Source organism: Lysobacter koreensis, assembly GCF_042677045.1.
In the GTDB taxonomy this organism is placed as follows: Bacteria; Pseudomonadota; Gammaproteobacteria; order Xanthomonadales; family Xanthomonadaceae; genus Lysobacter_K; species Lysobacter_K koreensis.
Genome location: NZ_JBHTIH010000002.1, coordinates 480364 through 507338, shown reverse-complemented (window position 1 = coordinate 507338; position 26975 = coordinate 480364). Strand labels below are relative to the sequence as shown.

20 protein-coding genes and 1 pseudogene are annotated in these 26975 nt (G+C 68.7%); 18 read left to right on the top strand and 3 right to left on the bottom strand.

What is annotated here, in order from left to right; translation table 11 throughout:
- Window positions 1-38: 38 nt before the first annotated feature.
- The gene (locus ACFQZQ_RS02485) at window positions 39-2207 is read left to right on the top strand and encodes a CHASE domain-containing protein (protein ID WP_386811096.1); all 2169 of its coding nucleotides are present in this window, start codon (window positions 39-41) and stop codon (window positions 2205-2207) included.
- Window positions 2208-2240: 33 nt separating this feature from the next.
- Here the strand turns inward: ACFQZQ_RS02485 and smpB are convergent, their stop codons facing one another.
- Window positions 2241-2780: an SsrA-binding protein SmpB gene (gene smpB / locus ACFQZQ_RS02480; RefSeq protein ID WP_386811095.1), complete on the bottom strand. Its 540-nt coding sequence runs from the start codon at window positions 2778-2780 to the stop codon at window positions 2241-2243.
- A gap of 51 nt (window positions 2781-2831) precedes the next feature.
- Here smpB and ACFQZQ_RS02475 point away from each other — a divergent pair.
- Both ACFQZQ_RS02475 and ACFQZQ_RS02470 read left to right on the top strand, forming a co-directional pair.
- Window positions 2832-3248 (top strand): annotated as a pseudogene (locus tag ACFQZQ_RS02475) (type II toxin-antitoxin system RatA family toxin); the annotation flags it as partial.
- 83 nt (window positions 3249-3331) lie between these two features.
- Window positions 3332-3598, top strand: a complete 267-nt coding sequence (locus tag ACFQZQ_RS02470) for an RnfH family protein (RefSeq protein WP_386811094.1) — start codon at window positions 3332-3334, stop codon at window positions 3596-3598.
- A gap of 92 nt (window positions 3599-3690) precedes the next feature.
- Here ACFQZQ_RS02470 and ACFQZQ_RS02465 read toward each other — a convergent pair whose 3' ends face one another.
- Entirely contained in the window at window positions 3691-4089 is a 399-nt protein-coding gene (locus ACFQZQ_RS02465; RefSeq protein ID WP_386811093.1) for an outer membrane protein assembly factor BamE, read from the bottom strand.
- Between the two features lie 148 nt (window positions 4090-4237).
- On the opposite strand from ACFQZQ_RS02465, the gene fur reads away from it, so the two are divergent.
- The gene (gene fur, locus ACFQZQ_RS02460) at window positions 4238-4639 is read left to right on the top strand and encodes a ferric iron uptake transcriptional regulator (RefSeq protein ID WP_386811092.1); all 402 of its coding nucleotides are present in this window, start codon (window positions 4238-4240) and stop codon (window positions 4637-4639) included.
- Between the two features lie 96 nt (window positions 4640-4735).
- Here the strand turns inward: fur and recN are convergent, their stop codons facing one another.
- Window positions 4736-6439: a DNA repair protein RecN gene (gene recN / locus ACFQZQ_RS02455; RefSeq protein WP_386811091.1), complete on the bottom strand. Its 1704-nt coding sequence runs from the start codon at window positions 6437-6439 to the stop codon at window positions 4736-4738.
- Window positions 6440-6589: 150 nt separating this feature from the next.
- On the opposite strand from recN, the gene hrcA reads away from it, so the two are divergent.
- The 14 genes from hrcA (at window position 6590) to lysS (ending at window position 26947) form a co-directional block, all read left to right on the top strand.
- The gene (hrcA, locus tag ACFQZQ_RS02450; protein ID WP_386811090.1) at window positions 6590-7633 is read left to right on the top strand and encodes a heat-inducible transcriptional repressor HrcA; all 1044 of its coding nucleotides are present in this window, start codon (window positions 6590-6592) and stop codon (window positions 7631-7633) included.
- 167 nt (window positions 7634-7800) lie between these two features.
- Complete coding sequence (gene grpE, locus ACFQZQ_RS02445; RefSeq protein WP_386811642.1) at window positions 7801-8316, top strand: nucleotide exchange factor GrpE; 516 nt, start codon at window positions 7801-7803, stop codon at window positions 8314-8316.
- Between the two features lie 173 nt (window positions 8317-8489).
- Window positions 8490-10415 (top strand): molecular chaperone DnaK, encoded by a 1926-nt coding sequence (gene dnaK, locus ACFQZQ_RS02440; RefSeq protein ID WP_386811089.1) that lies wholly within the window; start codon window positions 8490-8492, stop codon window positions 10413-10415.
- A gap of 115 nt (window positions 10416-10530) precedes the next feature.
- On the top strand, window positions 10531-11652 hold the full coding sequence (dnaJ, locus tag ACFQZQ_RS02435; RefSeq protein ID WP_386811088.1) for a molecular chaperone DnaJ: 1122 nt from the start codon (window positions 10531-10533) through the stop codon (window positions 11650-11652).
- A gap of 65 nt (window positions 11653-11717) precedes the next feature.
- The gene (dapB, locus tag ACFQZQ_RS02430) at window positions 11718-12452 is read left to right on the top strand and encodes a 4-hydroxy-tetrahydrodipicolinate reductase (protein WP_386811087.1); all 735 of its coding nucleotides are present in this window, start codon (window positions 11718-11720) and stop codon (window positions 12450-12452) included.
- Between the two features lie 191 nt (window positions 12453-12643).
- Window positions 12644-13771, top strand: a complete 1128-nt coding sequence (gene carA / locus ACFQZQ_RS02425) for a glutamine-hydrolyzing carbamoyl-phosphate synthase small subunit (RefSeq protein ID WP_386811086.1) — start codon at window positions 12644-12646, stop codon at window positions 13769-13771.
- Complete coding sequence (locus ACFQZQ_RS02420) at window positions 13768-14322, top strand: hypothetical protein (protein WP_386811085.1); 555 nt, start codon at window positions 13768-13770, stop codon at window positions 14320-14322. Before carA ends, ACFQZQ_RS02420 begins: the two co-directional genes overlap by 4 nt.
- 106 nt (window positions 14323-14428) lie before the next feature.
- Entirely contained in the window at window positions 14429-17680 is a 3252-nt protein-coding gene (gene carB, locus ACFQZQ_RS02415; RefSeq protein ID WP_386811084.1) for a carbamoyl-phosphate synthase large subunit, read from the top strand.
- Window positions 17681-17806: 126 nt separating this feature from the next.
- Window positions 17807-18283, top strand: a complete 477-nt coding sequence (greA, locus tag ACFQZQ_RS02410) for a transcription elongation factor GreA (protein ID WP_386811083.1) — start codon at window positions 17807-17809, stop codon at window positions 18281-18283.
- Between the two features lie 44 nt (window positions 18284-18327).
- Window positions 18328-19272 (top strand): phosphoglycerate mutase, encoded by a 945-nt coding sequence (locus ACFQZQ_RS02405; protein WP_386811082.1) that lies wholly within the window; start codon window positions 18328-18330, stop codon window positions 19270-19272.
- The gene (gene recJ / locus ACFQZQ_RS02400; protein ID WP_386811081.1) at window positions 19269-21014 is read left to right on the top strand and encodes a single-stranded-DNA-specific exonuclease RecJ; all 1746 of its coding nucleotides are present in this window, start codon (window positions 19269-19271) and stop codon (window positions 21012-21014) included. Before ACFQZQ_RS02405 ends, recJ begins: the two co-directional genes overlap by 4 nt.
- A 94-nt stretch (window positions 21015-21108) precedes the next feature.
- Window positions 21109-24039 carry a VIT domain-containing protein gene (locus ACFQZQ_RS02395; RefSeq protein WP_386811080.1) on the top strand — a complete coding sequence of 977 codons (2931 nt, stop codon included), beginning with the start codon at window positions 21109-21111 and terminating at the stop codon, window positions 24037-24039.
- A gap of 131 nt (window positions 24040-24170) precedes the next feature.
- Window positions 24171-25299 (top strand): peptide chain release factor 2 gene (gene prfB, locus ACFQZQ_RS02390; protein ID WP_386811079.1). Its coding sequence is split into 2 segments (ribosomal slippage): window positions 24171-24245 and window positions 24247-25299, totalling 1128 coding nucleotides; the frame shifts between segments, so codons are not numbered across the junction.
- Window positions 25300-25429: 130 nt separating this feature from the next.
- The gene (gene lysS, locus ACFQZQ_RS02385) at window positions 25430-26947 is read left to right on the top strand and encodes a lysine--tRNA ligase (protein ID WP_386811078.1); all 1518 of its coding nucleotides are present in this window, start codon (window positions 25430-25432) and stop codon (window positions 26945-26947) included.
- Window positions 26948-26975: the final 28 nt, after the last annotated feature.

Sequence of the window (26975 nt, the reverse complement as noted above, 5' to 3'; positions counted from 1 at the left end):
TGAGCGGAATGGACGCGAATCGATCCTCGGACTCTCCCGTGTTGAGCGGCCTGCTGCCGCGCGGGGGCTACCTGTTTGCCCTGGCGGTGTTGCTGGGTTCGCTGGCGTTGGTTTTCGCGACCTGGCAGAACGCGCGCGAGCGCGAGCTGCATGCCGCCGAGCTCGAGTTCGTCGGCAAGACCGACGAGGTGGTCGACCTGATCCGGCAGCGCCTGGTGAACTACGAGTTGGTGACGCGCGGCGGCGCGGCCCTGTTCGCCTCGGTGGCGCGGCCGACGCCCCGGCAGTGGCAGGCCTATGTAGAGGGAATGCAGATCGGCGAGCGGTTCCCGGCCATGCTCGGGCTGGGATTCGCGGGCTATGTCAGCGGCGGGGGCCTGGGCGAGCTGCAGCTCGAATGGCGCGATGCGGGCTACGGCATCCTCGACGTGCGCCCGCACGGACGACGCCCGTTCTACGGGCCGATCCTCTACCTGGAGCCGCGCACGATCGCGAACGTGCAGGCGGTGGGCTTCGACATGTACTCGGAGGCGACCCGACAGGCTGCGATGCAGGCGGCGGCGGAAAGCGGGGAGGCGCGCATGACCGGCTCCGTGCACCTGATCCAGGACGCCGCCGAGAAAAAGACCGGACTGCTTCTGTACCTGCCGGTCTATCGTGGTGGCGACCGTCCGGCAAGCGTCGCGGCGCGGCGTGAGTCGCTGCAGGGCTGGGTCTACGTGCCGTTCCGGCTGGATCCGTTCCTGGCCGCCGCGTTGGGTAGCACCGCGTACCGGGATGCGCGATTTCGCGTCTACGACATCACCGGCGGGGCCGAGGAGCTGCTGTTCACGACGGCCATCGCGTCCGGCGAGGAAGCGCCGGCGTTCCAGCACAGCACCACTGTCGAATCCTACGGCCGGCAGTGGCGAGTCGAGTTCGATTCGCCGCCCGAGTCGCTGGCGGCGCCCAAGTTGCAGGGGCTGCAGAACATGTTGGGGCTGGGGCTGTTCGCTTCCTTGCTGATGTACGGCCTGGCCTGGATGCTCGCGCGCACCGAGGGCCGGGCGCAGGCGATCGCGACCCGCATGACCGAGGAGTACCGCCGCAGCGAACTGCGCTTCCGCGTCGCGATGCAGTACTCGGCGATCGGCAAGGCGTTGCTGGACAGCGAGGGCAGGATCGTCGAGGCCAATCCGGCACTGGCGGCGATCGTCGGCCAATCGCCGGACGTCCTGGCCGGAAGCCGCTTCGACGCCCTGTTCGAGGACGACGATACCGACACCCGCACCACCCGCCGGTTCGTGGCGACCGACGAGCAGGGCGTGTACCGGTCGACCCGTCGCCTGCACAGGGAAGGCGGCGTCCCGCGCCATGCCCAGCTGACCTTCGCTCCAGTGCCAGGCAACATCGACCAGGACATCGCCGGGCTGGTGCAGGTCGAGGACGTCACCGAGCGCGTACGCGCCGAAGCCCGCGTACACGCGCTCAATCGCACGCTCGAAGCGCGCGTCGCGTTGCGCACGCGTGAACTGAGTCTGGCCAACCAGGAACTGGAGGCGTTCGCCTACACCATCTCCCACGACCTGCGCGCGCCGCTGCGCGCGATCGATGGCTTCAGCCGGATCCTGTTCGAGCGCTACGCGGGCGCCGTCGACGAGCATGGACGCGACTACCTGGGCCGGGTGCGCAAGGCTGCCGCACGCATGGGCGAACTGATCGATGCGATGCTGAAGATGTCGCGGCTCACCCGCAGCGAACTCAAGCTCGAGCGCATCGACCTGAGCCAGGTCGCGACGGAGATCCTCGAGGAGCAGCACCTGGCCGATCCCGGACGGGTGGTGGAACGGCATATCCAGCCAGGGCTGGAAGTGACCGGCGATGCGGCGTTGCTGCGCAACCTGATGTCGAACCTGCTGGTCAACGCCTGGAAGTTCACCCGCGACCAGCCGGCGGCCCGCGTCGAGGTGGGCTTCACCGATGACGCGGACGGGGGCGAATTCTTCGTGCGCGACAACGGTGCGGGCTTTTCGCAGGACTATGTCGACAAGCTGTTCCGGCCATTCCAGCGCCTGCACAGCCAGGGCGAGTTCGCCGGCCACGGCATCGGCCTGGCGTCGGTCAAGCGCATCGTCGAGCGCCACGGCGGCATGATCCGCGCCGAGGGCCGCGAAGGGCAGGGCGCGACCTTCTATTTCACGCTGCCCAATCCAACGCGCGTGGAGTAACGCCGCCCCCAGCGATGCTCGCGCTCGGCGCGCTCAGGCGTTCCGGTTGTGGCCGCGCATCACGCGCAGCTTGTCGCGCGCCCAGTCGCGGTCCTTGCTGGCAGCGCGCTTGTCGTGGTCCTGCTTGCCCTTGGCCAGCGCCAGCTCGATCTTGACCTTGTTGCCCTTCCAGTACAGCGCGGTGGGCACCACGGTGTAGCCGTCGCGCTGGATCGAGCCGATCAGGTTGTCGATCTCGCGACGGTGCATCAGCAGCTTGCGGGTGCGGCGCTCCTCGGCGACCACGTGGCTCGAGGCCGAGATCAACGGCGTCATCTGCGCGCCGACCAGGAACATCTCGCCGCCGTGGACGACCGCGTAGCTGTCGCCGATGTTGGCGCGGCCGGCGCGGATCGACTTCAGCTCCCAGCCCTGCAGGGCCAGGCCGGCCTCGAAGCGTTCCTCGAGCTGGTAGTCGTGGCGCGCGCGCTTGTGCAGCGCGATCGTCTTGACCGCAGGCGCGGCTTTGCCCGCCGCGCCGCCGCCGCCCTTTCCTTTATCCTTGCCTGTCTTGGTGCTTGTGTTCTTGGCCATCGCGCCATTGTCCCCGATTGCACGGCCCTTTAGCGAACCGACCGCCCGTTCATGCCGACCATCCGCCGTTCCGCCCTAGTCGAACACTCCACCGCGCGCATGTTCTCGCTGGTCAACGACGTGGCCGCGTATCCGCGCCGCTTCGACTGGTGCGACGCCGCGCAGGTGCTGGAAGCCAGCGATGCGCACATGGTCGCGCGCCTGGAGTTGGGGCTGGGCGCACTCCGAACCTGGTTCACCACCCACAACACGCTGGCGCCACCGCACCACATCGACCTAAAGCTGGTCGACGGGCCGTTCCGTAGCCTCAGCGGGCGTTGGGAGTTCCACGCACTCGACGAATCGGCGTGCAAGGTCACCCTGATCCTGAACTTCGAGCCGACCGTGAAGCTGCTGGCCCCGGCCATGGCGCTGGGCTTCCAGAGCCTGGCCGACCGCATGGTCGACGATTTCATCCGGGTGGCCGACAGCGACGCGGATGTGACCGAGGCGGAGGAAGCGCTTCTGCAAGCCGAAGGCACAGGCGAGCCCGGCGACAGCGGCTCGGTTCGATGAAGATCGAAGTGGTGCGCGCGTGGCCGCGGCGATTCGAGAGCGTCGAACTGGAATTGCCGCAAGGCAGCCGGGTAGCCGACGCGCTGGCCGCGGCAGGGTGGGTCGATCAGGCCGACACGCTGGCCTACGCGGTACACGGCGTGCGCGTGGATCGGGCTACCGGCCTGAAGGAAGGCGACCGGCTGGAGTTGCTGCGGCCCTTGCAGGTCGACCCGATGGACGCACGTCGGCGTCGCGCGCAGGCGCGGAAAACGCCCGGCTAGGTCGCCCGCTTAGGTCGGTGATCGGTTGGTAGCCGCGTTCGAGCCGGCCACGCCGGGGCCGTCGCAGCGCTGAAGCGAAAAGCAGCGAGCGCTCAGCCGCCGCCGCGCTTCTTCTTCTTGTCCTTGGCCAGGTTGCGGCCAAACTGCTTCACCGAGGACTTGGCCAAGGCCTCGTCCTGCTCGGGGAAGTAGTCGCCTTCCCACTTGCTCAGGGCATCGCCCTCGAACCACAGCGTGAGGTTCTTGGCCTCGACGCGCCCGGTGCGGCCGACGCGCTGCGTGGCCGTGTAGTCCCAACGCTCCTGATGGAACGGGTCAGCGATCGACGGGGTACCCAGCAGCAACGTCACCTGTTGCTTGCTCATGCCGGCCTGCAACTGGTCGACCGCAGCCTTCTCCAGCAGGTTGCCCTGGTAGATCGGCTGGCGGTAGATGACGCCGCAACCGGCGGTCAGCAGGGCAACGAGCAGTACGGGCAGGAGCTTGCGCATGAGGTGTCTGGGCCACTCGCGGCGGCAGTCGAATAGTCGGCCGATGATACACTGAAGCCATCGCCGCGGACCCTCGCGGCGGCCGCGTTCATGCGGCGTTCGGGGCGATTTTTACCCCAGCCCGGCGTGGCAATCCCAGAGGATCGACATGGAATCGCAGGACCTGCGCAACGCCGGACTCAAGGTCACCCATCCGCGGATGCGGATCCTAGAGTTGCTCGAGCAAGCCAAGCCGCGGCACATGACGGCCGAGGACATCTACCGGCTGCTGCTCGACCAGAGCGAGGACATCGGGCTGGCGACCGTGTATCGCGTGCTGACCCAGTTCGAGGCGGCCGGCTTGGTGCTCAAGCACAACTTCGAGGCCGGGCAGTCGGTGTACGAACTCGACCGCGGCCAGCACCACGACCACATGGTCGACATCGAGACGGGCAAGATCATCGAGTTCGAAAGCAGCGAGATCGAAGAGCTGCAACGCAAGATCGCGGCCAAGCTGGGCTACGAGATCGAGGAGCACTCGCTGGTGCTGTACGTGCGCAAGAAGCGCTGAGCGCGCCGCGATAGCGCCGCGAAACGCTAACAGCCCTAGCGGGAATGAGCGCGTCGCAACGCGCGGAGATATCGAGTCACCAGGCCTTCTTGGCGATCAGACCACGTCGCTGAGCAACCGCTTCGCCGCCGCCCGCGCCTCGCGGGTCAGCTCGACGCCGCCGAGCATCCGCGCCAGCTCCTCTTCGCGTTGCTTCGCGTCCAGCGACGCCACCGCGCTCTGGGTCACTCCTTCGTTGGCCGCCTTGCTGACGCGGTAGTGGCCGTGGCCCTGGGCAGCGACCTGCGGCAAGTGGGTCACGCATAGCACCTGGCGCTTGGCGCCGAGCGCACGCAGCTTCTGGCCGACGATCTCGGCCACGCCGCCGCCGATGCCCGAGTCCACCTCGTCGAACACCATGGTCGGCACCGCGTCCAGGCCCAGCGCGGCGACCTCGATCGCCAGCGAGATCCGCGACAGCTCGCCCCCGGACGCGACCTTGCGCAGCGCGCGGGCCGGCTGGCCGGGGTTGGCGGCGACCAGGAACTCGACGCGCTCGCTGCCGTTCGGGTCCGGGCGGTCGCCGTCCTGCGGCTCGATCGCGATGTCGAAACGCCCGCCGCCCATGCCCAGCTCCGCGATCAGCGCGGTGGTCGACGCCGACAGCGATTCGGCGGCTTTGCGCCGCGCCGCGCCGAGCGTGGCCGCTGCCGCGCGCCAGGCCTCGCGGGCGGCATCGATTTCCGTATCGAGCTTGAGCAGGCGTTCGCCGGCGCCGCGCAGGGTTTCCAGTTCGGCCGCGATCGCGTCGCGCTGGCCCGCCAACTGCTCGGGTGCGACGCGGTGCTTGCGGGCCAGCTCGTGGATGCGGCCCAGCCGGCGTTCCAGCGTCTCGAACGCCGACGGGTCCAGGTCGAGGTCGCTGCGCACGCGGTCTAGCTGGGCGAGGGCCTCGTCGAGCTGGATCGCGGCGTTGTCGAGCATGCCGTCGACTTCCAACAGGCGCGGTTCGTGCGCGCTGACGCGCTGCAATTCGCCGCGCACCTGCTGCAGCGAGCGCGACAGGGACGGGCCGTCGTCGCCGCCGAGCTGGGCAAAGGCGCTCTCGCACGCAGCGATCAGGTCCGAGGCGTGGCCCTGCCGGCGGTGGTCCGATTGCAGCTTGGCGATCGACTCCGGGTCCAGGGTTTCGCGCTCGAGTTCGCCGTGCTGGTGCTCGAGCCACGCGATGCGGTCGGTGACGTCGCCCGCCGCGGACAGCGTGTCGCGCTCGCGCAGCAGCGCGTTCCACGCCTGCGCCGCCCCGACCACCACCGAGCGCTGCGCGTCGGTGCGGCCGTAGGCGTCGAGCAGGGCCAGTTGGCTGGGTTTGGACAGCAGCGCCTGGTGCTCGTGCTGGCCGTGGATCTCGACCAGGTAGGCCGTGAGCTGCGTGAGCTGGGCCAGGGTCACCGGGCGGCCGTTGATCCAGGTCCGCGAGCCGCCGTCGGCACGGATCACGCGGCGGATCTGGCACGCCGCCTCGGGCGGGCGGACGCCTTCGTCGCTGTCCTCGTCGGTCTGGTCGAGTTCGTTCTCGCGCAGCCACGCCAGCGCCAGTGGGGCATCGTCGAGGCTGAAGTCGGCGACCAGCTCGGCGCGCTGCGCACCGTGCCGGACCACGCCGCTGTCGGCGCGCAGGCCCGAGAGCAGGCCCAGTGCATCGACGAGCAACGACTTGCCCGCGCCAGTCTCGCCGGAGATCACGGTCAGGCCCGGGCCGAAGGTAAGTTCGGCCGCGCTGACCACGGCGAACTGCTTGAGGGAGAGGTGGGTAAGCATTGGCCGCGATTCTAAGGGTGGATGGCGCCGTTGTTGCGGCGAGCCTGATCGGCGGGCGTCGCTGAACCTGAGATTCGCGCTGCCTACCCGGTCCGACAGCGGCGATCACGTCGGCTTGCGCGACCCGCGCCGGCGACGTATATCCAGCCCATGTCCCGCAAACCCGCCGACCCCAGCCTCGACCCGCGCGCGCGCCAGCTGTTGCGCACGCTGATCGGGCGCTACATCCGCAGCGGCGAGCCGGTCGGTTCGCAGACGCTGATGCGCCACGCCGGGCTCGACGTCAGCGCGGCGACGATCCGCAACATCCTGGCCGACCTGGAGGACGTGGGCCTGCTCAGTGCCCCGCACACCTCGGCCGGACGGGTGCCGACCGCGCAGGGTTACCGGCTGTTCGTGGATTCGCTGCTGCAGGTGCGGCCGCTGCCCGAGAGCGAGATCGCGCGCCTGCGCAGCGAGCTGCCGGCCGGGTCGGGCACCCAGGCCCTGCTGGGCAGCGCGTCCGAGCTGCTCTCGGCGATGACCCATTTCGTCGGCGTGGTCAGCGTGCCCAAGCGCGAGCAGTTCGCGTTCCGGCGGATCGACTTCGTGCCGCTGGACGGGCAGCGCGTGCTGGCGATCCTGGTGTTCGCCGACAACGACGTGCAGAACCGCATCATCCAGACCCGCCGCGCCTACGAGGCCGGCGAGCTGGAGCGCGTGGCCAACTACCTCAACAGCCACTTCGCCGGCCGCAATGCCGCCGACATCCGCGCGACCTTGCTGCACGAACTCAAGTCCGCGCAGGCGGAGATGGAAGTGCTGCTGAGCCAGTCGATCGAGCTGGCCGAGCAGGTGCTGGTGCCTGGCCACGACGACATGGTGCTGGCCGGGCAGACCCGGCTGATGGGCCTGCAGGAACTGACCGACGTCGACCGCCTGCGCGAGCTGTTCGAGGCGTTCGCGCGCAAGCGCGAAATCCTGCAACTGCTCGAACGCACCGTGCATGCGCCCGGGGTGCGGATCTTCATCGGCGAGGAGACCGGGCTGGCGCCGCTGGAGGGGGTTTCGCTGGTGACCGCGCCATACACCGCCGGCGGCCAGGTGCTGGGGGTGCTGGGCGTGATCGGGCCAACCCGGATGGCCTACGACCGGGTGATCCCGGTGGTTCAGGCCGCGGCTGATGCCCTGGGCAGTGCCTTCGACCCGCCCTGAACGCCTGCGGTAGCGCGCCCGGCGCGCCGTGAGTCCCACCGCGCGCACCGGCCAGTCCCGGCACCATCGCGATGGGCCCACGCTGTTCCCTTGAAGCCCCCTCACCCCGCCCCCATAGCGGTGGGGTGTTGCGCACCGGCGCGCAAGAAGGACGAGCTGAGAGCATGATGACGACGATCGACCCCACGCAAGACGCGGCCGCCGAGGCCACCACCGAATCCACCAACCCGCTGGCCGCCGAACTCGAAGCCGCCCAGGCCGAGCTGACCCGCTTGCGCGAAGACTCGCTGCGCGAGCGCGCCGAGCTCGACAACCAGCGCAAGCGGCTGTCGCGGGATGTCGACATGGCCCGCAAGTTCGCCAACGAGCGCTTGTTGGGCGACCTGCTGCCGGTGATCGACAGCCTCGAGGCTGGCCTCAACGTGCCCGGCGACACCGCCGCGCACCTGCGCGAGGGCATGGAGCTGACGTTGCGGCAACTGCTCAAGGTCGCCAGCGACAACGGCCTGACCGCCGTCGATCCCGCCGGCCAGGCCTTCAATCCCGAGCACCACCAGGCGATGAGCATGGTCGAAAGCCCCGAGCACGCCCCCGGCCACGTGGTGCAGGTCTACCAGAAGGGCTGGCTGCTGAACGAGCGCCTGCTGCGCCCGGCGCTGGTGGTGGTCAGCAAGCACGATTGATCCAGCACGAATGGGGGTAGGGCGGGTTTTAGCCTGCCGACTCTCAAACGGCGGGCTAAACCCGCCGTCCAAAAATGGGGTTGGCGCTTGAAGTGCCTGCGGCCGACCCCAAATCACGCACATCGGCGGCCCGACCGCCACGTACATCAAAGAACCACAGAGGAAACAACCCCATGGGCAAGATCATCGGCATCGACCTGGGCACGACCAATTCGTGCGTTGCGGTCATGGAAGGCGGCAAGGCCAAGGTCATCGAAAACGCGGAAGGCGATCGCACCACGCCATCCATCGTCGCCTACACCAAGGACGGCGAGATCCTCGTCGGCGCCTCGGCCAAGCGCCAGGCCGTCACCAACCCCAAGAACACGTTCTACGCGGTGAAGCGCCTGATCGGCCGCAAGTTCACCGACGCCGAAGTGCAGAAGGACCTCGGCCTGGTGCCGTACGGCATCGTCGCGCACGACAACGGCGACGCCTGGATCAAGACCCTCGACGGCAAGACCATGGCCCCGCAGCAGATCTCCGCTGAAGTGCTGGCCAAGATGAAGAAGACCGCCGAGGCCTACCTGGGCGAGACCGTCACCGAGGCGGTCATCACCGTGCCGGCGTACTTCAACGACAGCCAGCGCCAGGCGACCAAGGACGCGGGCAAGATCGCGGGCCTGGAGGTCAAGCGCATCATCAACGAGCCGACCGCGGCCGCGCTGGCCTACGGCATGGACAAGAAGGGCGGCGACCGCAAGATCGCGGTCTACGATCTGGGCGGCGGCACGTTCGACGTGTCGATCATCGAGATCGCGTCCGTCGACGGCGAAATGCAGGTCGAGGTGCTGGCCACCAACGGCGACACCTTCCTGGGTGGCGAGGACTTCGACAAGCGCGTCATCGATTACCTGGTGGAAGAGTTCCAGAAGGACCAGGGCATCGACCTGCGCAAGGACCCGCTGGCACTGCAGCGCCTCAAGGATTCGGCCGAGCGCGCCAAGATCGAGCTGTCGTCCGCGCAGCAGACCGAGGTCAACCTGCCGTACGTCACCGCCGACGCGTCCGGCCCGAAGCACCTCAACATCAAGCTGACCCGGGCCAAGCTCGAGTCGCTGGTCGAGGACCTGGTCAAGAAGACGATCGAGCCGTGCCGCATCGCGCTCAACGACGCCAGCCTGCGCGCCAGCGACATCAGCGAAGTGATCCTGGTCGGCGGCCAGACCCGCATGCCCAAGGTCAGCCAGGCGGTGGCCGATTTCTTCGGCAAGGAGCCGCGCAAGGACGTCAACCCGGACGAGGCCGTGGCCGTGGGTGCCGCGATCCAGGGCGGCGTGCTGCAGGGCGACGTCAAGGACGTGCTGCTGCTCGACGTGACCCCGCTCAGCCTGGGCATCGAGACCCTGGGCGGGGTGTTCACCAAGATCATCGAGAAGAACACCACCGTCCCGACCAAGGCCTCGCAGACCTTCTCGACCGCCGAGGACAACCAGTCCGCGGTGACCGTGCACGTGCTGCAGGGCGAGCGCGAACAGGCCCGCTACAACAAGTCGCTGGCGCGCTTCGACCTGGCCGGGATCGAGCCGGCGCCGCGCGGCATGCCGCAGGTCGAGGTGTCGTTCGACATCGACGCCAACGGCATCGTCCACGTGACTGCCAAGGACAAGAAGACCGGCAAGGAGCAGAAGGTCGAGATCAAGGCCGGCTCGGGCCTGTCCGAGGAAGAGATCGCCAAGATGGTCGCCGACGCCGAGGCCAACCGCGAGGAAGACCAGAAGTTCCACGAACTGGTGCAGGCGCGCAACCAGGCCGACGGCCTGATCCACATGGCCCGCAGCACCATCAAGGAACACGGCGAGAAGCTGCCCGGCGAAGCCATCGGTGCGGCCGAGGGCGCGATTGCCGAGCTGGAAACGGCGATGAAGGGCGACGACAAGGGCCAGATCGAGGCCAAGTCGAAGGCGCTGGAAGCCGCCTCGCAGGCGCTGTTTGCGGCGGTCCAGACGCAGCAGCCGGGTCCGGATGCCGAGGGTCCGGGCGCGGGCGCGGGTGCGGGCAAGTCCGATGACGTGGTGGACGCCGAGTTCACCGAGGTCAAGGACGACAAGCAGGCCTGATCGAGCCGGCTTGATCAAGTCGACTGGGACCAGGCTATCAGCAACGACAACGCAACAGCGCGACGGGCAGGCCACCACGGCCTGCCCGTCTGTTTAGGGAACAACGGCAGCATCGATGAGCAAGCGCGACTACTACGAAGTTTTGGGCGTGGCCCGCAACGCCTCCGACGAGGACCTGAAGAAGGCCTATCGCCGCAGCGCGATGAAGCACCACCCTGACCGCAACCCGGGCGACCACTCGTCCGAGGCCGCGTTCAAGGAGTGCAAGGAGGCGTACGAGGTGCTGACCGACGCCGGCCGGCGCCGCGCCTACGACCAGCATGGCCACGCCGCGTTCGAGCACGGCATGGGCGGCGGTGGCCAGGGCCACGCCGACATGGGCGACATCTTCGGCGACATCTTCGGCAACATCTTCGGAGGCGGTGGCGGCGCGCGCGCACCGCGCCGCGGCGCCGACATCGGCTACGTGATGGAGCTGTCCCTAGAGGAGGCCATCAACGGGGTCGAGAAACAGATCGAGATCCCCACGCTCGACGAATGCGACAGCTGCGATGGCAGCGGATCCGCCGACGGCAAGGTCGAAACCTGCGCCACCTGCCACGGTCGCGGCCAGGTGCGTTTCCAGCGCGGCATCTTCTCGATGCAGCAGGCCTGCCCGCATTGCGACGGCCGCGGCCAGAGCATCTCCAACCCGTGCGGCGACTGCCGCGGCCAAGGTCGCGTCGAGCGCACCAAGACCCTGCAGGTCAAGATTCCCGCCGGCGTCGACAACGGAGATCGCATCCGCCTGGCGGGCGAGGGCGAGGCTGGCCCGGCCGGTTCGCCGCCCGGTGATCTGTACGTCGACGTGCGCGTGCGCGAGCACGAGATCTTCCAGCGCGACGGCGACGACCTCCATTGCGACGTGCCGATCCGGATCTCGCAGGCCGCGCTCGGCGACACCATCCGCGTGCCCACGCTGGGCGGCGAAGTCGAATTGCGGATCCCGTTCGAGACCCAGACCGGCAAGCTGTTCCGGTTGCGCGACCAGGGCGTGAAATCGGTACGCAGCCGCAAGGTCGGCGACCTCTACTGCCGGGTCGTGGTCGAGACCCCGGTCAACCTGACCCCGGAACAACGCGAGCTGCTCGAGAAATTCGAAGCGACGTTCGTCGGGGAGGGGGCACGCAAGCATTCGCCGCGTTCGTCCACCTTTCTAGATGGCGTCAAGGGCTTCTGGGATCGCATGACCTCGTGATCGCATCGCGGGCGGCTGCTGCGCCCGCGCTTGTCGCCCCGTGCCGGCACCGCTAGCCTGCACGCATGACTTCGAGCACCACCAAGACCGGCACCACGATCCGCATCCTGATCCACGGCGCGTCCGGGCGCATGGGCCAGGCCTTGCTTCGCCTGGCGGCCGAGCGCGACGACGCCAAGGTCGTGGCCGCGGTGTCACGCGCGCAGCCCGCGCAGCGGGTGGTCGACGGCGTGCCGTACTTCGCGGCCAAGGAGATGCACGGCGTGCCGGCGTTCGACGTCGCGATCGACTTCAGCCTCGCAGGAGGGTTCGACGGCATTCTGGGCTTGTGCGCCGAGCGCGACGCAGCGTTGGTCTCGGGGACAACTGGGCTCAGCGACGCCCAGCGCGCCGCGCTCGAATCCGCCGCGACCCGCATCCCGGTTTTGTCGTCGGCCAACTTCAGCCTGGGCGTGGCGGTGCTGAGCGAACTGGTCGAGCGCGCCGCGGCGGCGCTGCCGGGCTGGGATTGCGACATCGTCGAGGCCCACCACGTGCACAAGAAAGACGCACCCTCCGGCACCGCGCTGGCCCTGGGTGCCTGCGCCGAACACGGTGGCGCATCCCCGCGTTACGCCTCGCTGCGCGCCGGCGATATCGTCGGTGAACACTTCGTTCAATTCACCGCCGCCGGCGAGCGCATCGAGCTGAACCATCGCGCCACCAACCGCGACATCTTCGCCCGCGGCGCGCTGCACGCCGCCACCCGCCTGCCTGCGCGCGTGCCCGGCCTGTACCGGTTGCGCGACCTGCTGGCCTGATCCGTGCCCTCGAATGGCGCAAATCACCGAATTTGATGCTGGCTTTGGCGGCCGCTCGCCGCTAGAATTCTCGCTCGCCTGAACCCCGCCCGCCGGACCGGTCCCGCACCGAGTCCGTGTTTTGCTGCAACCCGGTTTTTCCGGGGCGCGCTCGGCGGTTTCAGTACCCCCGGCAGCCAAGGCGAACCCCCGTGACCCATCCCGCAATCCTCGCGCTCGAAGACGGCACCGTTTTCGAGGGCATTTCCGTAGGCGCGCCCGGCCTTTCCGTCGGCGAGGTGGTGTTCAACACTGCGATCACCGGCTACCAGGAAATCCTGACCGACCCCTCCTACGCGCGCCAACTGGTGACGCTGACCTATCCGCACGTCGGCAACACCGGCTGCACCGACCAGGACGACGAGGCCGGCAAGGTCTGGGCCTCGGGCCTGATCGTGCGCAACGTGCCGCGCCGGCCGAGCAACTGGCGCAGCCAGGTCGCGCTGCCGGAGTGGCTGGCCAAGCGCGGTGTGGTCGCGATCGCCGACATCGACACCCGCAAGCTGACGCGCCTGCTGCGCGACAGCGGCGCGCAGAACGGTGCGCTGATGGCGGGCGAGGGCATCGACGCGGCCAAGGCGATCGAGGCGGCGCGGCAGTTCCCCGGCCTCAAGGGCATGGACCTGGCGAAGGAAGTCTGCACCCGCGAGCGCTACGAATGGCGCGACGGCCAGCTCGACCTCGACAGCAACACGTTTGCGCAGGCCGATGCGAAGTTCCACGTGGTCGCCTACGACTTCGGCTGCAAACTCAACATCCTGCGCATGCTCGCCGAGCGCGGCTGCCGCGTGACCGTGGTGCCGGCGCAGACGGGCGCCGAGGAAGTGTTCGCGCTCAAGCCCGACGGCGTGTTCCTGTCGAATGGTCCCGGTGATCCGGCCCCGTGCGACTACGCGATCGCCGCGATCAGGGAGTTCGTCGAGCGCAAGGTCCCGACCTACGGCATCTGCCTCGGCCACCAGCTGCTCGGCCTGGCGGTCGGCGCGCAGACGGTCAAGATGAAGTTCGGCCATCACGGTGCCAACCACCCGGTACAGGACCTCGACACAGGCCGGGTGATGATCACCAGCCAGAACCACGGCTTCGCGGTCGACGAGACGACGCTGCCAGCCAACGCACGTGTCACGCATCGCTCGCTGTTCGACGGCAGCAACCAGGGCATCGAACTGACCGACGCGCCCGCCTTCAGCTTCCAGGGTCACCCGGAAGCCAGCCCCGGCCCGCACGACGTCGCGCCGCTGTTCGACAAGTTCGTCGCACTCATGAAGGAAGTCCGTTGAACGCTTTTCTGCGCAGTATGTGCCTGTTGTTGTTGTGCTTCCCGTCCATCGCAGCGGCCGACGCACCGACACCGCAAAGCATCGTGGCCGTGGAGCGGATGCTCGGCCTCGACGTGACGATCGACTACGTGCTTGCCAAGCTGTTTGAGACGGATGCAAGTTTCGAGGTGTTTCCGCCGGGCCAGCGCAAATGCCTTCTCGATTCGCTGACCGAGAACGCGCACGCCGATATGCGGCAGAGCATCGGTTCGATGTTCGGCGACGACGCCACGGCGGTCGCATGGATCGCGTTTGCGAAGACCCCGGGCGGCAGCAAAGTGCTCGGGGCGATGCGCGACATGACGATCGCCCAGGTCAAGGGGCAGCCCGTTCCTGACATGGCGGCAGTAGAGGCCGGCCTGGGTGCCGCGGAACGCCAGGACATTGCGGCTTTCATGCAGACTCCTGCCGCTGAAGTGATGCAGAAGAAATTCCCGTCGTTCGGCTCAGCGGATCAGGACGCCGCCGCCGTTGAGGTGGCTGCGCAAAACTGCGGGATCGTGCGCAAGTAAGGAACCCTGCGACTGGATACGCGTCGCCCACCGGCGCTGCGTGACAACGAGTCGAACCAGCAATGTCGGGCTGCCACGGTGCGCCCGAAGAATCCATGAGGAAGCCATGCCCAAGCGCACCGACATCAAGACCGTCCTGATAATTGGCGCCGGCCCGATCGTGATCGGCCAGGCCTGCGAGTTCGACTACTCCGGCGCGCAGGCGTGCAAGGCGCTGCGTGACGAGGGTTACCGTGTGGTGCTGGTCAACAGCAATCCGGCCACGATCATGACCGACCCGGACATGGCCGACGCCGTGTACATCGAGCCGATCAACTGGCAGACGGTCGAGAAGATCATCGCCAAGGAAAAGCCTGACGCACTGCTGCCGACCATGGGCGGCCAGACCGCGTTGAACTGCGCGCTCGACCTCGCCGACAACGGCGTGCTGGAGAAGTACGGCGTCGAGCTGATTGGTGCGAAGCGCGAAGCGATCATGATGGCCGAGGACCGCGAACTGTTCCGCGTGGCGATGGCCGAGATCGGCCTGGACTGCCCGAAGGCGGAGGTCGCCAAGACCCTCGAGCAGGCGCTCGATATCCAGACGCGGGTTGGGTATCCGACCATCATCCGTCCGAGCTTCACCCTCGGTGGCAGCGGCGGCGGCATCGCCTACAACCGCGAGGAGTTGGTCGAGATCGTGACCCGCGGCCTGGAGCTTTCGCCGACCACCGAAGTGCTCGTCGAGGAATCGGTACTGGGCTGGAAGGAATTCGAGATGGAGGTGGTCCGCGACACCAAGGACAACTGCATCATCGTCTGCTCGATCGAGAACTTCGACGCGATGGGCGTGCACACCGGCGACTCGATCACCGTCGCGCCAGCGCAGACCCTGACCGACAAGGAGTACCAGCGCCTGCGCGACGCCTCGATCGCGGTGCTGCGCAAGATCGGCGTCGACACCGGCGGCTCCAACGTACAGTTCGGCATCAACGCGCAAAACGGGCGCGTGGTGGTGATCGAGATGAACCCGCGCGTGTCGCGTTCCTCGGCGCTTGCCTCCAAGGCGACCGGATTCCCGATCGCCAAGATCGCCGCCAAGCTGGCCGTGGGCTACACGCTCGACGAATTGCGCAACGAGATCACCGGTGGCGCGACCCCGGCGTCGTTCGAACCGACGATCGACTACGTCGTCACCAAGATCCCGCGCTTCGCCTTCGAGAAGTTCCCGCAGGCCGACGCGCGCCTGACCACGCAGATGAAGTCGGTCGGCGAGGTGATGGCGATGGGTCGCACCTTCCAGGAATCGCTGCAGAAGGCGTTGCGCGGCCTGGAAACGGGCAAGGTCGGCCTCGACCCGACCGGCCTGGACCTGGGCAGCGAAGCCGACCTGACCAAGCTCAAGCGCGAGATGAAGGAGCCCGGGCCGGAGCGCATCTTCTATATTGGCGACGCCTTCCGCGCCGGCATGAGCGTCGAGGACGTGCATGCGCTGTCGTTCGTCGACCCGTGGTTCCTCGACCAGATCGAGGAGATCATCGCGACCGAGAAGGACGTGGCCGACGCCGGCCTGTCCGCGCTCGACGCCAAGCGCATGCGCGCGCTCAAGCGCATGGGCTTCTCCGATGCACGCCTGTCACAGCTGACCGGCACCGACGAGACCGCGGTGCGCAGCCTGCGCCGTGCGTTCGGCGTGCGTCCGGTTTACAAGCGCGTGGATTCCTGCGCGGCCGAGTTCGCCACCGACACCGCCTACCTGTACTCGACCTACGAGAACGAGTGCGAGGCCAAGCCGACCGGCCGCGACAAGATCATCGTGCTCGGCGGCGGCCCGAACCGGATCGGGCAGGGCATCGAGTTCGACTATTGCTGCGTGCATGCCGCGCTCGCGCTGCGCGAGGACGGCTATGAAACCATCATGGTCAACTGCAACCCGGAGACCGTGTCGACCGATTACGACACCTCCGACCGCTTGTACTTCGAGCCGCTGACGCTCGAGGACGTGCTGGAGATCTGCGACCTGGAAAAGCCCAAGGGCGTGATCGTGCAGTACGGCGGCCAGACCCCGCTCAAGCTGGCGCAGGCGCTGGAAGCCAATGGCGTGCCGATCATCGGCACCTCGCCCGATTCGATCGACCTGGCCGAGGACCGCGAGCGTTTCCAGCAGCTGGTCCAGCAGCTCGGCCTCGCCCAGCCGCTCAACCGCACCGCGCGCAACCCCGAGGAGGCGCTGCGACTGGCATCGCAGATCGGCTATCCGCTGGTGGTGCGCCCGAGCTACGTGCTCGGCGGCCGCGCCATGGAAATCGTGCACTCCGACGCCGACCTCTCGCGCTACATCCGCGACGCGGTCAAGGTCTCGAACGACTCGCCGGTGCTGCTCGACCGCTTCCTGGACAACGCGGTCGAGGTCGACATCGACATCATTGCCGACCGTGAAGGCCACGTGCTGATCGGCGGCGTGATGGAGCACATCGAGGAGGCTGGCGTGCATTCGGGCGACTCGTCGTGCTCGCTGCCGCCGTACTCGCTGTCTGCCGCGACCCAGGCCGAACTGCGCAAGCAGGTGGTAGCGCTGGCCAAGGCATTGAACGTGGTCGGGCTGATGAACACCCAGTTCGCGGTGCAGACCGACGAGCACGGCCGCGACACGATCTTCCTGATCGAAGTGAACCCGCGCGCCTCGCGCACGGTGCCGTTCGTGTCGAAGGCCACCGGCATGCCGCTGGCCAAGATCGCCGCGCGCTGCATGGTCGGGCAGACGCTCGCGTCGCAGGGCGCGCTCAAGGAGATCGTGCCGGACTACTACTCGGTCAAGGAAGCCATCTTCCCGTTCGCCAAGTTCCAGGGCGTCGACCCGATCCTGGGGCCGGAGATGCGTTCGACCGGCGAGGTCATGGGCGTCGGCCGCAACTTCGGCGCGGCGATGGCACGCGCGCAGGAAGCCGGCGGCATCAAGGCGCTGCCGGCGACCGGCAAGGTGTTCATCTCGGTGCGCGACCCCGACAAGCAGCGCGTGCTGCCGGTGGCGCAGGACCTGATCGGACGCGGCTACACGCTGGTCGCCACCCACGGCACCGCCGCGTTCCTGCGCGAGCAGGGGCTGGCCTGCGCGGCGATCAACAAGGTCACCGAGGGCCGGCCGCATATCGTCGACCTGATCAAGAACGGCGAGATCGTCTACATCATCAACACCACCGAGGGTCGCCAGGCGATCACCGACTCGTTCTCGATCCGCCGCGAGGCCCTGCAGCACCGCCTGACCTACTCGACCACGGTCTCCGGCGCGCGTGCGCTGGTGCATTCGCTCGAGTACCGCGGCACCGGCCCGGTGTGGTCGTTGCAGGAACTGCACGCGGAGCTGAAGGCCACGGCCTGATGGATCCCTGGCCGCCATTCCCGTGAAGAGGGGGTGGCGGCCACGACGCCAACGCGAGGTCGTTCCGGGCACAATCGGGCGTCCCCAACGAACTGGTCGGCCGTGCGCCGACGCGAGGAACAGGCAATGAGAGCACCGTTGACGGTGAAGGGCGCGCAGCGTTTGCGCGCCGAGTTGGAAGAACTGAAGTCGGTCAAGCGACCGGCGGTGATCCATGCGATCTCGGAAGCGCGCGCCCACGGCGATCTCAAGGAGAACGCCGAGTACCACGCCGCGCGCGAACAGCAGAGCTTCATCGAGGGCCGCATCAAGCAGCTCGAGTCGGAGCTCTCGCATGCGCAGGTGATCGACATCGCCGCGCTCAACGCTGGGTCGCGGGTCGTGTTCGGCGCGACAGTCGAGCTGGCCGACACCGAGACCGACGAAGAGCGCACCTACCAGATCGTTGGCGACCTCGAGGCCGACATCAAGCAGGGCCTGATCGCGATCTCGTCGCCGGTGGCGCGCGCGCTGATCGGCAAGCACGAGGGCGACAGCGTCACCATCGAAGCGCCGGGCGGCACCCGCGAGTACGACATCGTCGGCGTCAGCTACGTTGCCTGAGCGCGGCGACTCCGGGCTTCGCGACCCCGCCGTGGCCGCCTGACGTGGCGAGCGCCACGCTGCTGCTGCCCGAACGCAGCCGACTGGCACCGCAGCGGCTGCCCCCGACGCTCGCCACCTGGCTGGGGCGCGCCGATCGCACACTCGAAGGCGGCACCCAGGTGGCGCGCGCGTTCGACGTGTTGCCGCGCGGCTGGCCGGTCGCGGCGGCCACCCGCCAGCGCGACGTCGGCGACGCCGCGCATGCGATGTGGCTGCGCGCCGACCCGGTGCACGTGCGTCCTGACATCAACGGTGCACGCCTGCTGGCGTTCGGTGACGCGCTGTCGATCACCACGGAAGACAGCACCGCATTTCTGCCGGCACTGAAGCCGTTGTTCGGCGACGCCGGTTTCCCGATCGACGCGCCCACGCCGACACGCTGGTACCTGCAACTGCCACGCGGCGCGAAGTTGCCGGCGTTCACCAGCCCCGACGACGCGCTCGGCGCCGACCTGTTCGAGCAGTTGCCGGGCATCAGCGACAGCGCGGGCAGCGAGGGCCGCCGCTGGCGCGCGTTGCTCAGCGAGGCGCAGGTGGTGCTGCACAACCACCCGCGCAACGCGCAGCGCGCCGCGGCCGGCCTGCCGACGATCAACTCGCTGTGGTTCTGGGGCGCCGGCGCCGTGCCCGACCACGTGCGCATGCCGTTCGACCGGGTCCAGACCGACGACGACGCGATGCAGGCGTTCGCCGCCCTCGCCAAGGTCGCTGCCGTGCACCTGCCGCCGCGTTGGCAATCGGTCGAGGGCAACAGCATCGTCGACCTGCGCCAGGCGCGCGACCTGGCCGCGTTGGCGAACGACTGGCTGCTGCCGTTGCGGGCCGACCTGCAGGCGCGGCGACTCGGGCGCGTGCGCTTGGATTTCGCCGACGGCGCGCAGTTCGATCTCGCCCCCAGCCAGCGCTGGCGCTTCTGGCGCCGCCCGCTGCCAGCACTCGACGCATGAACGGCGACGGCGCCTTGCCCGGCCCGCGGCTGCGTCGCCGCACCACCGCCGACGCGGGCCGTTGGCCCGAGGCGGTGCCGCCGCTGCTGCGCCGGCTTTATGCCGCGCGTGGCGCCACCGCCATCGAACAGGCGCAGCCACGCCTGGCACAGCTGCTGCCGCCCGATTCGCTCGGCGGACTCGACGCGGCCACCGCCTTGCTCGTCGATGCGATTGCCCGCGACCGCCACATCGTCGTCGTCGGCGATTTCGACTGCGATGGTGCCACGGCGTGTGCGGTAGGCGTGCGTGGCCTGCGCCTGCTGGGCGCGAAGCGCGTCTCGCACGCGGTGCCCAATCGCATGGTGCACGGCTACGGCTTGTCGCCGGCGCTGGTGGAAGAACTTGCCGGGTTGCAGCCCGATCTGCTGGTCACCGTCGACCACGGCATCGCCTGTCACGCGGGCATTGCCGCGGCCAAGGCGCGCGGCTGGCAGGTGCTGGTTACCGACCACCATTTGCCCGGTGAAACCTTGCCGCCGGCCGACGCCATCGTCGACCCGAACCTGCGCGGCGATGCATTCCCGAGCAAGGCGCTGGCCGGCGTCGGGGTGATGTTCTACGTGCTGCTGGCCTTGCGCCGGCACCTGCGTGCGGTCGGCGCATTTGCCGCGGCCGAACCGGATCTGGCCGTGTTGCTGGATCTGGTGGCGGTCGGCACGGTGGCCGACCTGGTGCCGCTGGATGCGAATAATCGCGCCTTGGTTGGCGCGGGGCTTCGCCGCCTGCGCGCGGGGCAGGGCTGCGCGGGCTTGCGCGCGCTGATCGAAGTCGCCCAGCGTGACGCGCGCCGGCTGACTGCGGCCGACATCGGTTACGGCATCGCCCCGCGCCTCAACGCCGCCGGTCGGCTCGAGGACATGGCGCTGGGCATCGAATGCCTGCTTACCGACGACCTGGCGCAGGCCCGCGACATCGCCGCGACCTTGAACGAGATCAACGGCGAGCGCCGCGCGGTGCAGCAGCAGATGACCGAGGACGCCGAGATCGCCCTGGCGCGCGTCTCGCTAGTCGATGGGGCAGTGCCCGCTGCGGTCTGCCTGTTCGATGCGCAGTGGCATCCGGGGGTGGTCGGCCTGGTCGCGTCCAAGATCAAGGAACGCCTGCACCGGCCGGTGGTGGCGTTTGCGCCGGCCGAACCCGGGAGCGGCACGTTGCGCGGCTCCGCGCGTTCGATTCCCGGGTTCCACATCCGCGATGCGCTGGCCGAGGTCGACGCCCGGAACCCCGGGCTGATCGAGCGCTTCGGTGGCCACGCGATGGCGGCCGGGCTGTCGCTGCCGGCCGAGGCGCTGGACGCGTTCGAGCGCGCGTTCCAGGTCTGCGCGGAGCGCCTGCTGACCCCCGAGCTGTTGCAGGCCAATGTGCTCAGCGATGGCGAGCTCGCCGGCGACGAGTTCAACCGCGACAGTGCGCAGGCGCTGCGCGATGGCGGGCCGTGGGGGCAGGGGTTCCCCGAACCGCAGTTCGACGGCGAATTCGAGGTGCTGGCCACGCGCGTGGTCGGCGAGCGCCACCTCAAGCTGGAGCTGGGGCTGGTGAAGCCCGGCCACGCCGGCCTGCGTTTGAACGCGATCGAGTTCGGCGGCTGGAATGGGGTGGTGCCCGCCGGTCGCATCCGCATCGCCTACCGGCTCGAGCCGGACGACTACCGCGGCGGCAACGCGATCCAGCTGGTGGTCGTGCACCGCGAACCGGTCTGAGCCTCCCAGGCGTCCTGCACGGCGGTCGCTGTTAACCCCATCGCCGAAACCCGTGCGTTGGATAGCGCGACGGTTATCAACCCCGGGGGATGCGATGCGCGCAACGACGATGTGGATGGGTGTGCTGCTGGCGGTGGTCGCCGCCGGCGGAGTGGCGCAGGTGCGCGGCCCGGTGACCGCGCCGCCGTTGATCTCCAGCGACGGCGCGGAGATGCCGATCGTGCTGCAGTCCGCGCAGCTGTCGGTGCAGGCGGACGGCGGCATCGCCCGCAGCACGATCGAACTGGTGCTGCGTAACCCCAACGCGCGCCAGCTCGAAGGCCAGCTGCAGTTCCCGCTGTTGCCGGGGCAGCAGGTGGTGGGGTTCGCGCTCGACTTCGACGGCCAGCTGCGCCCAGCGGTGCCGGTGCCGAAGGCGAAGGGACGGCAGGTGTTCGAGGCGATCGAACGGCGCGGGGTCGATCCGGCACTGCTGGAGCAGACCCAAGGCCAACATTTCCGCCTGCGGGTGTATCCGATCCCGGCCCGCGGTACGCGGAGAGTGCAACTGACCTTCATCGAGCCGATGCAGCGCGAAGCAGGCGGCTGGTTGCTGCGGTTGCCGCTGCAGTTCGCCGCCCCCGCCAACGGCGTGGACCTGCGCGTGGCCGGTGGCAGCGCTATGCCGCGGATTACCGGCACGTTCGCGCCGGTCGCGCTGCGCAGTGACGGCGCCGGTTACGTCGCGCGGTTGCCGCGCACCAGCTACCGCGCCGACACCGCGCTCGACCTGCATTTCGCCGGCGCCACCCAGGCGCGCGCGTACACGCAGGCCCTTGAAGGCGAGCACTACTTCTTCGCTGAAGTGCCGCTGGCGGTCGTCGGTGCCGCACGGCCACTGCCGAAGGTGCTCGGCCTGCTCTGGGACAGTTCGGGCTCGGGCCGGCAACGCGACCACGCCGGCGAACTGGCCTTGCTGGATCGCTATCTGCGCGCGGCCGGCGACATCGAGGTGCGCCTGATCCGCCTGCGCGATCGCGCCGATCCGATCGAGCGTCACGTCGTGCGTGGCGGCGATTGGAGCGTGCTGCGCCGTTCCCTGCAGGCGACGGTCTACGACGGCGCCACCGACCCGGGCGGCTGGACGGTCGAGCGCGACGTCGGCGAGTACCTGCTGGTCAGCGACGGCCTGTTCAACTACGGCCAGCGTCGCCTGCCGGCGTTGCGCAAGTCGCAACGGCTCTACACGTTGAATTCCGTCGGCGCCGCCGCCGACAACGTGCGCCTGTCGGCGTTGGCGCAGGCTGCTGGTGGGCGCGCGATCACGTGGCAAGGCGCGGGCGAGATCGAGCGCGCCGCGCAGGAACTGCTGCACGACGGCCCGCGCGTGATGGCCCTGGACGCCAGCGGTGCCGACGGACTGGCAATGGCGTCCGACCGCGCCGATGCGGGCTACCTGCGCATCGCCGGCCGCCTGACGCAGCCGCAGGCCCGCGTGCGGATCCGGATCGCCGAGGCCGGCCGCACGCGCAGCATCGAGCTGCCGGTCGCAGCCGATGGCAGCGAAGGTGGGCTCGCCGCGCATCTGTGGGCCGACTACACGTTGCGGACCCTGCGCGCCGACCCCGAACGCAACCGCGCCGCGATTGCGCGGCTGGGCCAGCGCTTCGGCATCGTGACCCCGGAGACCTCGCTGATCGTGCTCGATACCGTCAGCGACTACGTGCGTTACGACATCGCGCCGCCGGCGGCATACCGCGCCGAGTTTGCCCGCCTCAAGGCCGAGCAGGGCAAGGCCGAGCACGCGTCGCGCCAGCAGCACCTCGACGGCATCGCGGCCGAGTACGCCGAGCGCATCCGCTGGTGGTCGACCGCGTTTCCGAAGGACCGGCCGGCCGCCAAGCACGTCGACCTGCGACCGATGGCCACCGCGGTGATCGCCCAGGCGTCGGCCGAGGCGGCGACCAGCCAGCGCGAAACACCCGCGCCTCCGCCGGCACCGTCCGCGGCGCCGGCCAGCGCCCGCAGGCAGCTGCGCGCGGCCTCGCCCGCATCCGCCGACAGCCTCGATCGCATCGAAGTAACCGGTTCGCGCATCGATGCGTCCGCCGCGGCCAGCGGCGGCGACGAAGGCGCCGGCGCGAGCATCGCCCTGCAGGCGTGGCAGCCCGATTCGCCGGTCGCGCGTCGCCTGCGCGCCGCCGCCCCGGGTCGCGTCTACGCGCTGTACCTGGACGAACGCGATTCGTACGCCAACAGCACGGCGTTCTACCTCGACGTGGCCGACGTGCTGTTCGCGATCAAGCAGCCGCGACTGGCGCTGCGCGTGCTGTCCAACCTCGCCGAACTGGAGCTGGAGAACCGCCAGGTATTGCGCGTGCTCGGCTACCGTTTGCTGCTGGCCGGGCAGCCGGGCTTGGCGCTGCCGGTGTTCGAGCAGGTGGCGCGGCTGGCCGAGGAAGAGCCGCAGAGTTTCCGCGACCTCGGCCTGGCCCATGCTGCGGCCGGCCAGCCACAACGCGCGGTCGACACACTCTACGAGGTCGTGCAGCGGCCCTGGGACGGACGCTTCTCCGGCGTGGCGATGATTGCGCTGGCCGAGCTCAACGCGGTGATCGCAACCGCCCACACGTCCCTGGACACGGCCCGCATCGACCCGCGCCTGCGCCGCAACCTGCCGCTGGATCTGCGCGCGGTGCTGAGCTGGGACAGTGACAACAGCGACATGGACCTGTGGGTGACCGATCCCGACGGCGAACGCTGCTACTACTCCAACCGCAACACCCACCAGGGCGGCCGCCTGTCCAACGACTTCACCGGCGGCTACGGCCCCGAGGAGTTCGTGCTGCGCGAAGCCAAGCCCGGCAAGTACAAGGTCGAGGCGAACTTCTTCGGCGACCGCCAGCAGCTGGTCACCGGCGCGACGACCCTGCACCTGTGGCTCAGCACCGGCTTCGGCACCGTCCGCCAGGACGACCAGAAGGTCACCTTGCGGCTGCGCGAGCGCTCGGAGACCGTGCTGGTCGGCGAGTTCGAGGTTCGGTGAACGGCAGCCGGAAGCCGGGCGCTGACAGGCTTCCGGCCTTGGCCGCGGCCGCATCGTGGACTGGGCCGCGGTCCTGCAGCCCGCACCGCTGGTAGAATTGCCGACCGCCAACCGCAGCAAGACAACCGGACATGATCGAACTCAATCCCGTCCGCCAGCGCATCGCCGACCTCAAGGGTCGGCTGGACTCGCTCAGGGGGTATCTTTGACTACGACAGCAAGGTCGAACGTCTCGAAGAAGTAAACCGGGAGCTCGAGAGCCCGGATATCTGGAACAACGCCGAACGCGCCCAGACCCTGGGCCGCGAGCGCTCGGCGCTGGAGAAAGTGGTGCTGGGCATCCGTCGCCTGACCGAGGGCCTGGTCGGCGCCGACGAACTGCTCGAACTGGCCGAGATGGAAGACGACGAGGGCACCGCGCTCGCCGTGGTCGCCGACATCGACACATTCACCAAGGACGTCGAGAAGCTGGAGTTCCAGCGCATGTTCTCCGGCAAGATGGACAGCAATTCGGCGTTCGTCGACATCCAGGCCGGCGCCGGCGGTACCGAGGCCCAGGACTGGGCCGAGATCCTGTTGCGCATGTACCTGCGCTGGGCCGAGTCGCGCGGCTGGAAGGCCGAGTTGATGGAAGTCAGCGGCGGCGATGTCGCCGGCATCAAGTCGGCGACGTTCCGGGTCGAGGGCGACTTCGCCTACGGCTGGCTCAAGACCGAGACCGGCGTGCACCGGCTGGTGCGCAAGTCGCCGTTCGACTCCGACAACCGCCGCCACACCAGCTTCACCTCGGTGTTCGTGTCGCCGGAAGTCGACGACAACATCGACATCGTGATCAATCCCGCCGACCTGCGCACCGACGTCTACCGCGCCTCCGGCGCCGGTGGCCAGCACGTCAACAAGACCGAGTCGGCGGTGCGCATCACTCACGTGCCGACCAACACCGTCGTCGCCTGCCAGACCGGTCGCAGCCAGCACGCCAACCGCGACACCGCGATGAAGATGCTGGCGGCCAAGCTGTACGAGCTGGAAGTGCAGAAGCGCAACGTCGAGCGCGACGCGCTCGAGGCGACCAAGTCCGACATCGGCTGGGGCAGCCAGATCCGCAACTACGTGCTCGACCAGAGCCGGATCAAGGACCTGCGCACCGGCATCGAGCGCAGCGACACCCAGAAGGTGCTCGACGGCGACCTCGACGAGTTCGTCGAAGCCAGCCTGAAGTCCGGCCTCGAGGCTGGCGCCAAACGCATCGACCACGTTTGACGTTCGTGATCCCCGCGCAGGCGGGGATCCAGCGAACTTGGTTCTGCTTGCGAATCCGAAACGCGATCGCCCTGGATCCCACCCTCCGCGGGGTGCCGATCAAAACCAACCCCAAAGCACCTATCCCGCCATGACCGACAACGCCGCACCGACGCACGCCGACGAGAACTTCCTGATCGCCGAACGCCGCGCCAAACTCACGGCGCTGCGCGGGCAGGGCGTCGCGTTCCCGAACGATTTCCGCCGCGCCGACTACGCCGGCGACCTGCAGGCGACTTACGCGGATGCGGGGCAGTGGACCGCCGAGACGCTGGAAGCGACGGGCCAGCGCGTCGCGGTCGCCGGCCGCCTGCTGCTCAAGCGGGTGATGGGCAAGGCCAGCTTCGTGCAGATCCAGGACGAGTCGGGGCGGCTGCAGCTGTTCCTGCAATCCAACGCACTGGGCGAGACCTACGACGCGTTCAAGGGCTGGGACGTGGGCGACATCATCGCCGCCGAAGGCGCGTTGACCCGCACCAAGACCGGCGAACTGTCGGTCAGGGTCGACACGCTGCGGCTGCTGACCAAGGCGCTGCGGCCGCTGCCAGACAAGTTCCACGGGCTGTCCGATGTCGAGCAACGCTACCGCCAGCGCTACGTCGACCTGATCGTGTCGCCGGAGGCACGCGAGGTGTTCGTCAAGCGTTCCAAGCTGATCCGCGCGATGCGCGAGTGGCTGGATTCGCGGCGTTTCCTCGAGGTCGAGACGCCGATGATGCATTACATCCCCGGTGGCGCCGTGGCCAAACCCTTCGTCACCCACCACAACGCGCTCGACCTGCAGTTGTACCTGCGCGTGGCGCCGGAGCTGTACCTCAAGCGCCTGGTGGTCGGCGGCCTGGAGCGCGTCTACGAGATCAACCGCAACTTCCGCAACGAGGGCGTGTCGACCCGGCACAACCCCGAATTCACCATGCTCGAGCTGTACGAGGCCTACGCCACCTACACCCAGATCATGGACCTGACCGAGGGCATGATCCGCGACATCGCCCAGTCGGTGCTCGGCACCACCGCGCTGAGCTGGGACGGCCACCCGATCGATATCGGCCCGGCGTTCCGGCGCTGGTCGATGACGGATGCGGTGCTCGAGCACAACCCGCAGATCCAACGCGAAGAACTGCGCGACCTGGAAAAGATGCGCGCCCACTGCGCGGCCCTCGGCATCCCGGTCAAGCCCGGCTACGGCTGGGGCAAGCTGCTGCTGGAGGTGTTCGAGAAGACCGTCGAGCACACCCTGATCGCGCCGACCTTCATCACCGACCACCCGGTCGAGGTCAGCCCGTTGGCCCGTGCCTGCGACCGCGACCCGGAGCTGACCGACCGCTTCGAACTGTTCATCGGCGGCAAGGAACTGGCCAATGGCTTCTCCGAGCTCAACGATCCGGAAGACCAGGCAGCGCGTTTCCAGGCCCAGGTCGACCAGAAGGAAGGCGGCGATGACGAGGCGATGCACTTCGACGCCGACTACATCCGCGCCCTGGAGGTCGGCTTGCCGCCCACGGGCGGGCTGGGGGTCGGCATCGACCGGCTGGTGATGCTGATGACCGATTCGGCCTCGATCCGCGACGTGCTGCTGTTCCCGTACATGCGCCCCGAGACCGGCGGCTGACCCGTTCCCGTGGCGTGAAAACAGCGCG

What these genes read in the sequence shown, in the direction of transcription:
- smpB (WP_386811095.1), bottom strand. Translation starts at nt 2,780, where the DNA reads ATGGCCAAGAACACAAGCACCAAGACAGGCAAGGATAAAGGAAAGGGC.
- ACFQZQ_RS02470 (WP_386811094.1), top strand. Translation starts at nt 3,332, where the DNA reads ATGAAGATCGAAGTGGTGCGCGCGTGGCCGCGGCGATTCGAGAGCGTC.
- ACFQZQ_RS02465 (WP_386811093.1), bottom strand. Translation starts at nt 4,089, where the DNA reads ATGCGCAAGCTCCTGCCCGTACTGCTCGTTGCCCTGCTGACCGCCGGT.
- fur (WP_386811092.1), top strand. Translation starts at nt 4,238, where the DNA reads ATGGAATCGCAGGACCTGCGCAACGCCGGACTCAAGGTCACCCATCCG.
- recN (WP_386811091.1), bottom strand. Translation starts at nt 6,439, where the DNA reads ATGCTTACCCACCTCTCCCTCAAGCAGTTCGCCGTGGTCAGCGCGGCC.
- hrcA (WP_386811090.1), top strand. Translation starts at nt 6,590, where the DNA reads ATGTCCCGCAAACCCGCCGACCCCAGCCTCGACCCGCGCGCGCGCCAG.
- grpE (WP_386811642.1), top strand. Translation starts at nt 7,801, where the DNA reads ATGACGACGATCGACCCCACGCAAGACGCGGCCGCCGAGGCCACCACC.
- dnaK (WP_386811089.1), top strand. Translation starts at nt 8,490, where the DNA reads ATGGGCAAGATCATCGGCATCGACCTGGGCACGACCAATTCGTGCGTT.
- dnaJ (WP_386811088.1), top strand. Translation starts at nt 10,531, where the DNA reads ATGAGCAAGCGCGACTACTACGAAGTTTTGGGCGTGGCCCGCAACGCC.
- dapB (WP_386811087.1), top strand. Translation starts at nt 11,718, where the DNA reads ATGACTTCGAGCACCACCAAGACCGGCACCACGATCCGCATCCTGATC.
- carB (WP_386811084.1), top strand. Translation starts at nt 14,429, where the DNA reads ATGCCCAAGCGCACCGACATCAAGACCGTCCTGATAATTGGCGCCGGC.
- greA (WP_386811083.1), top strand. Translation starts at nt 17,807, where the DNA reads ATGAGAGCACCGTTGACGGTGAAGGGCGCGCAGCGTTTGCGCGCCGAG.
- recJ (WP_386811081.1), top strand. Translation starts at nt 19,269, where the DNA reads ATGAACGGCGACGGCGCCTTGCCCGGCCCGCGGCTGCGTCGCCGCACC.
- ACFQZQ_RS02395 (WP_386811080.1), top strand. Translation starts at nt 21,109, where the DNA reads ATGCGCGCAACGACGATGTGGATGGGTGTGCTGCTGGCGGTGGTCGCC.
- lysS (WP_386811078.1), top strand. Translation starts at nt 25,430, where the DNA reads ATGACCGACAACGCCGCACCGACGCACGCCGACGAGAACTTCCTGATC.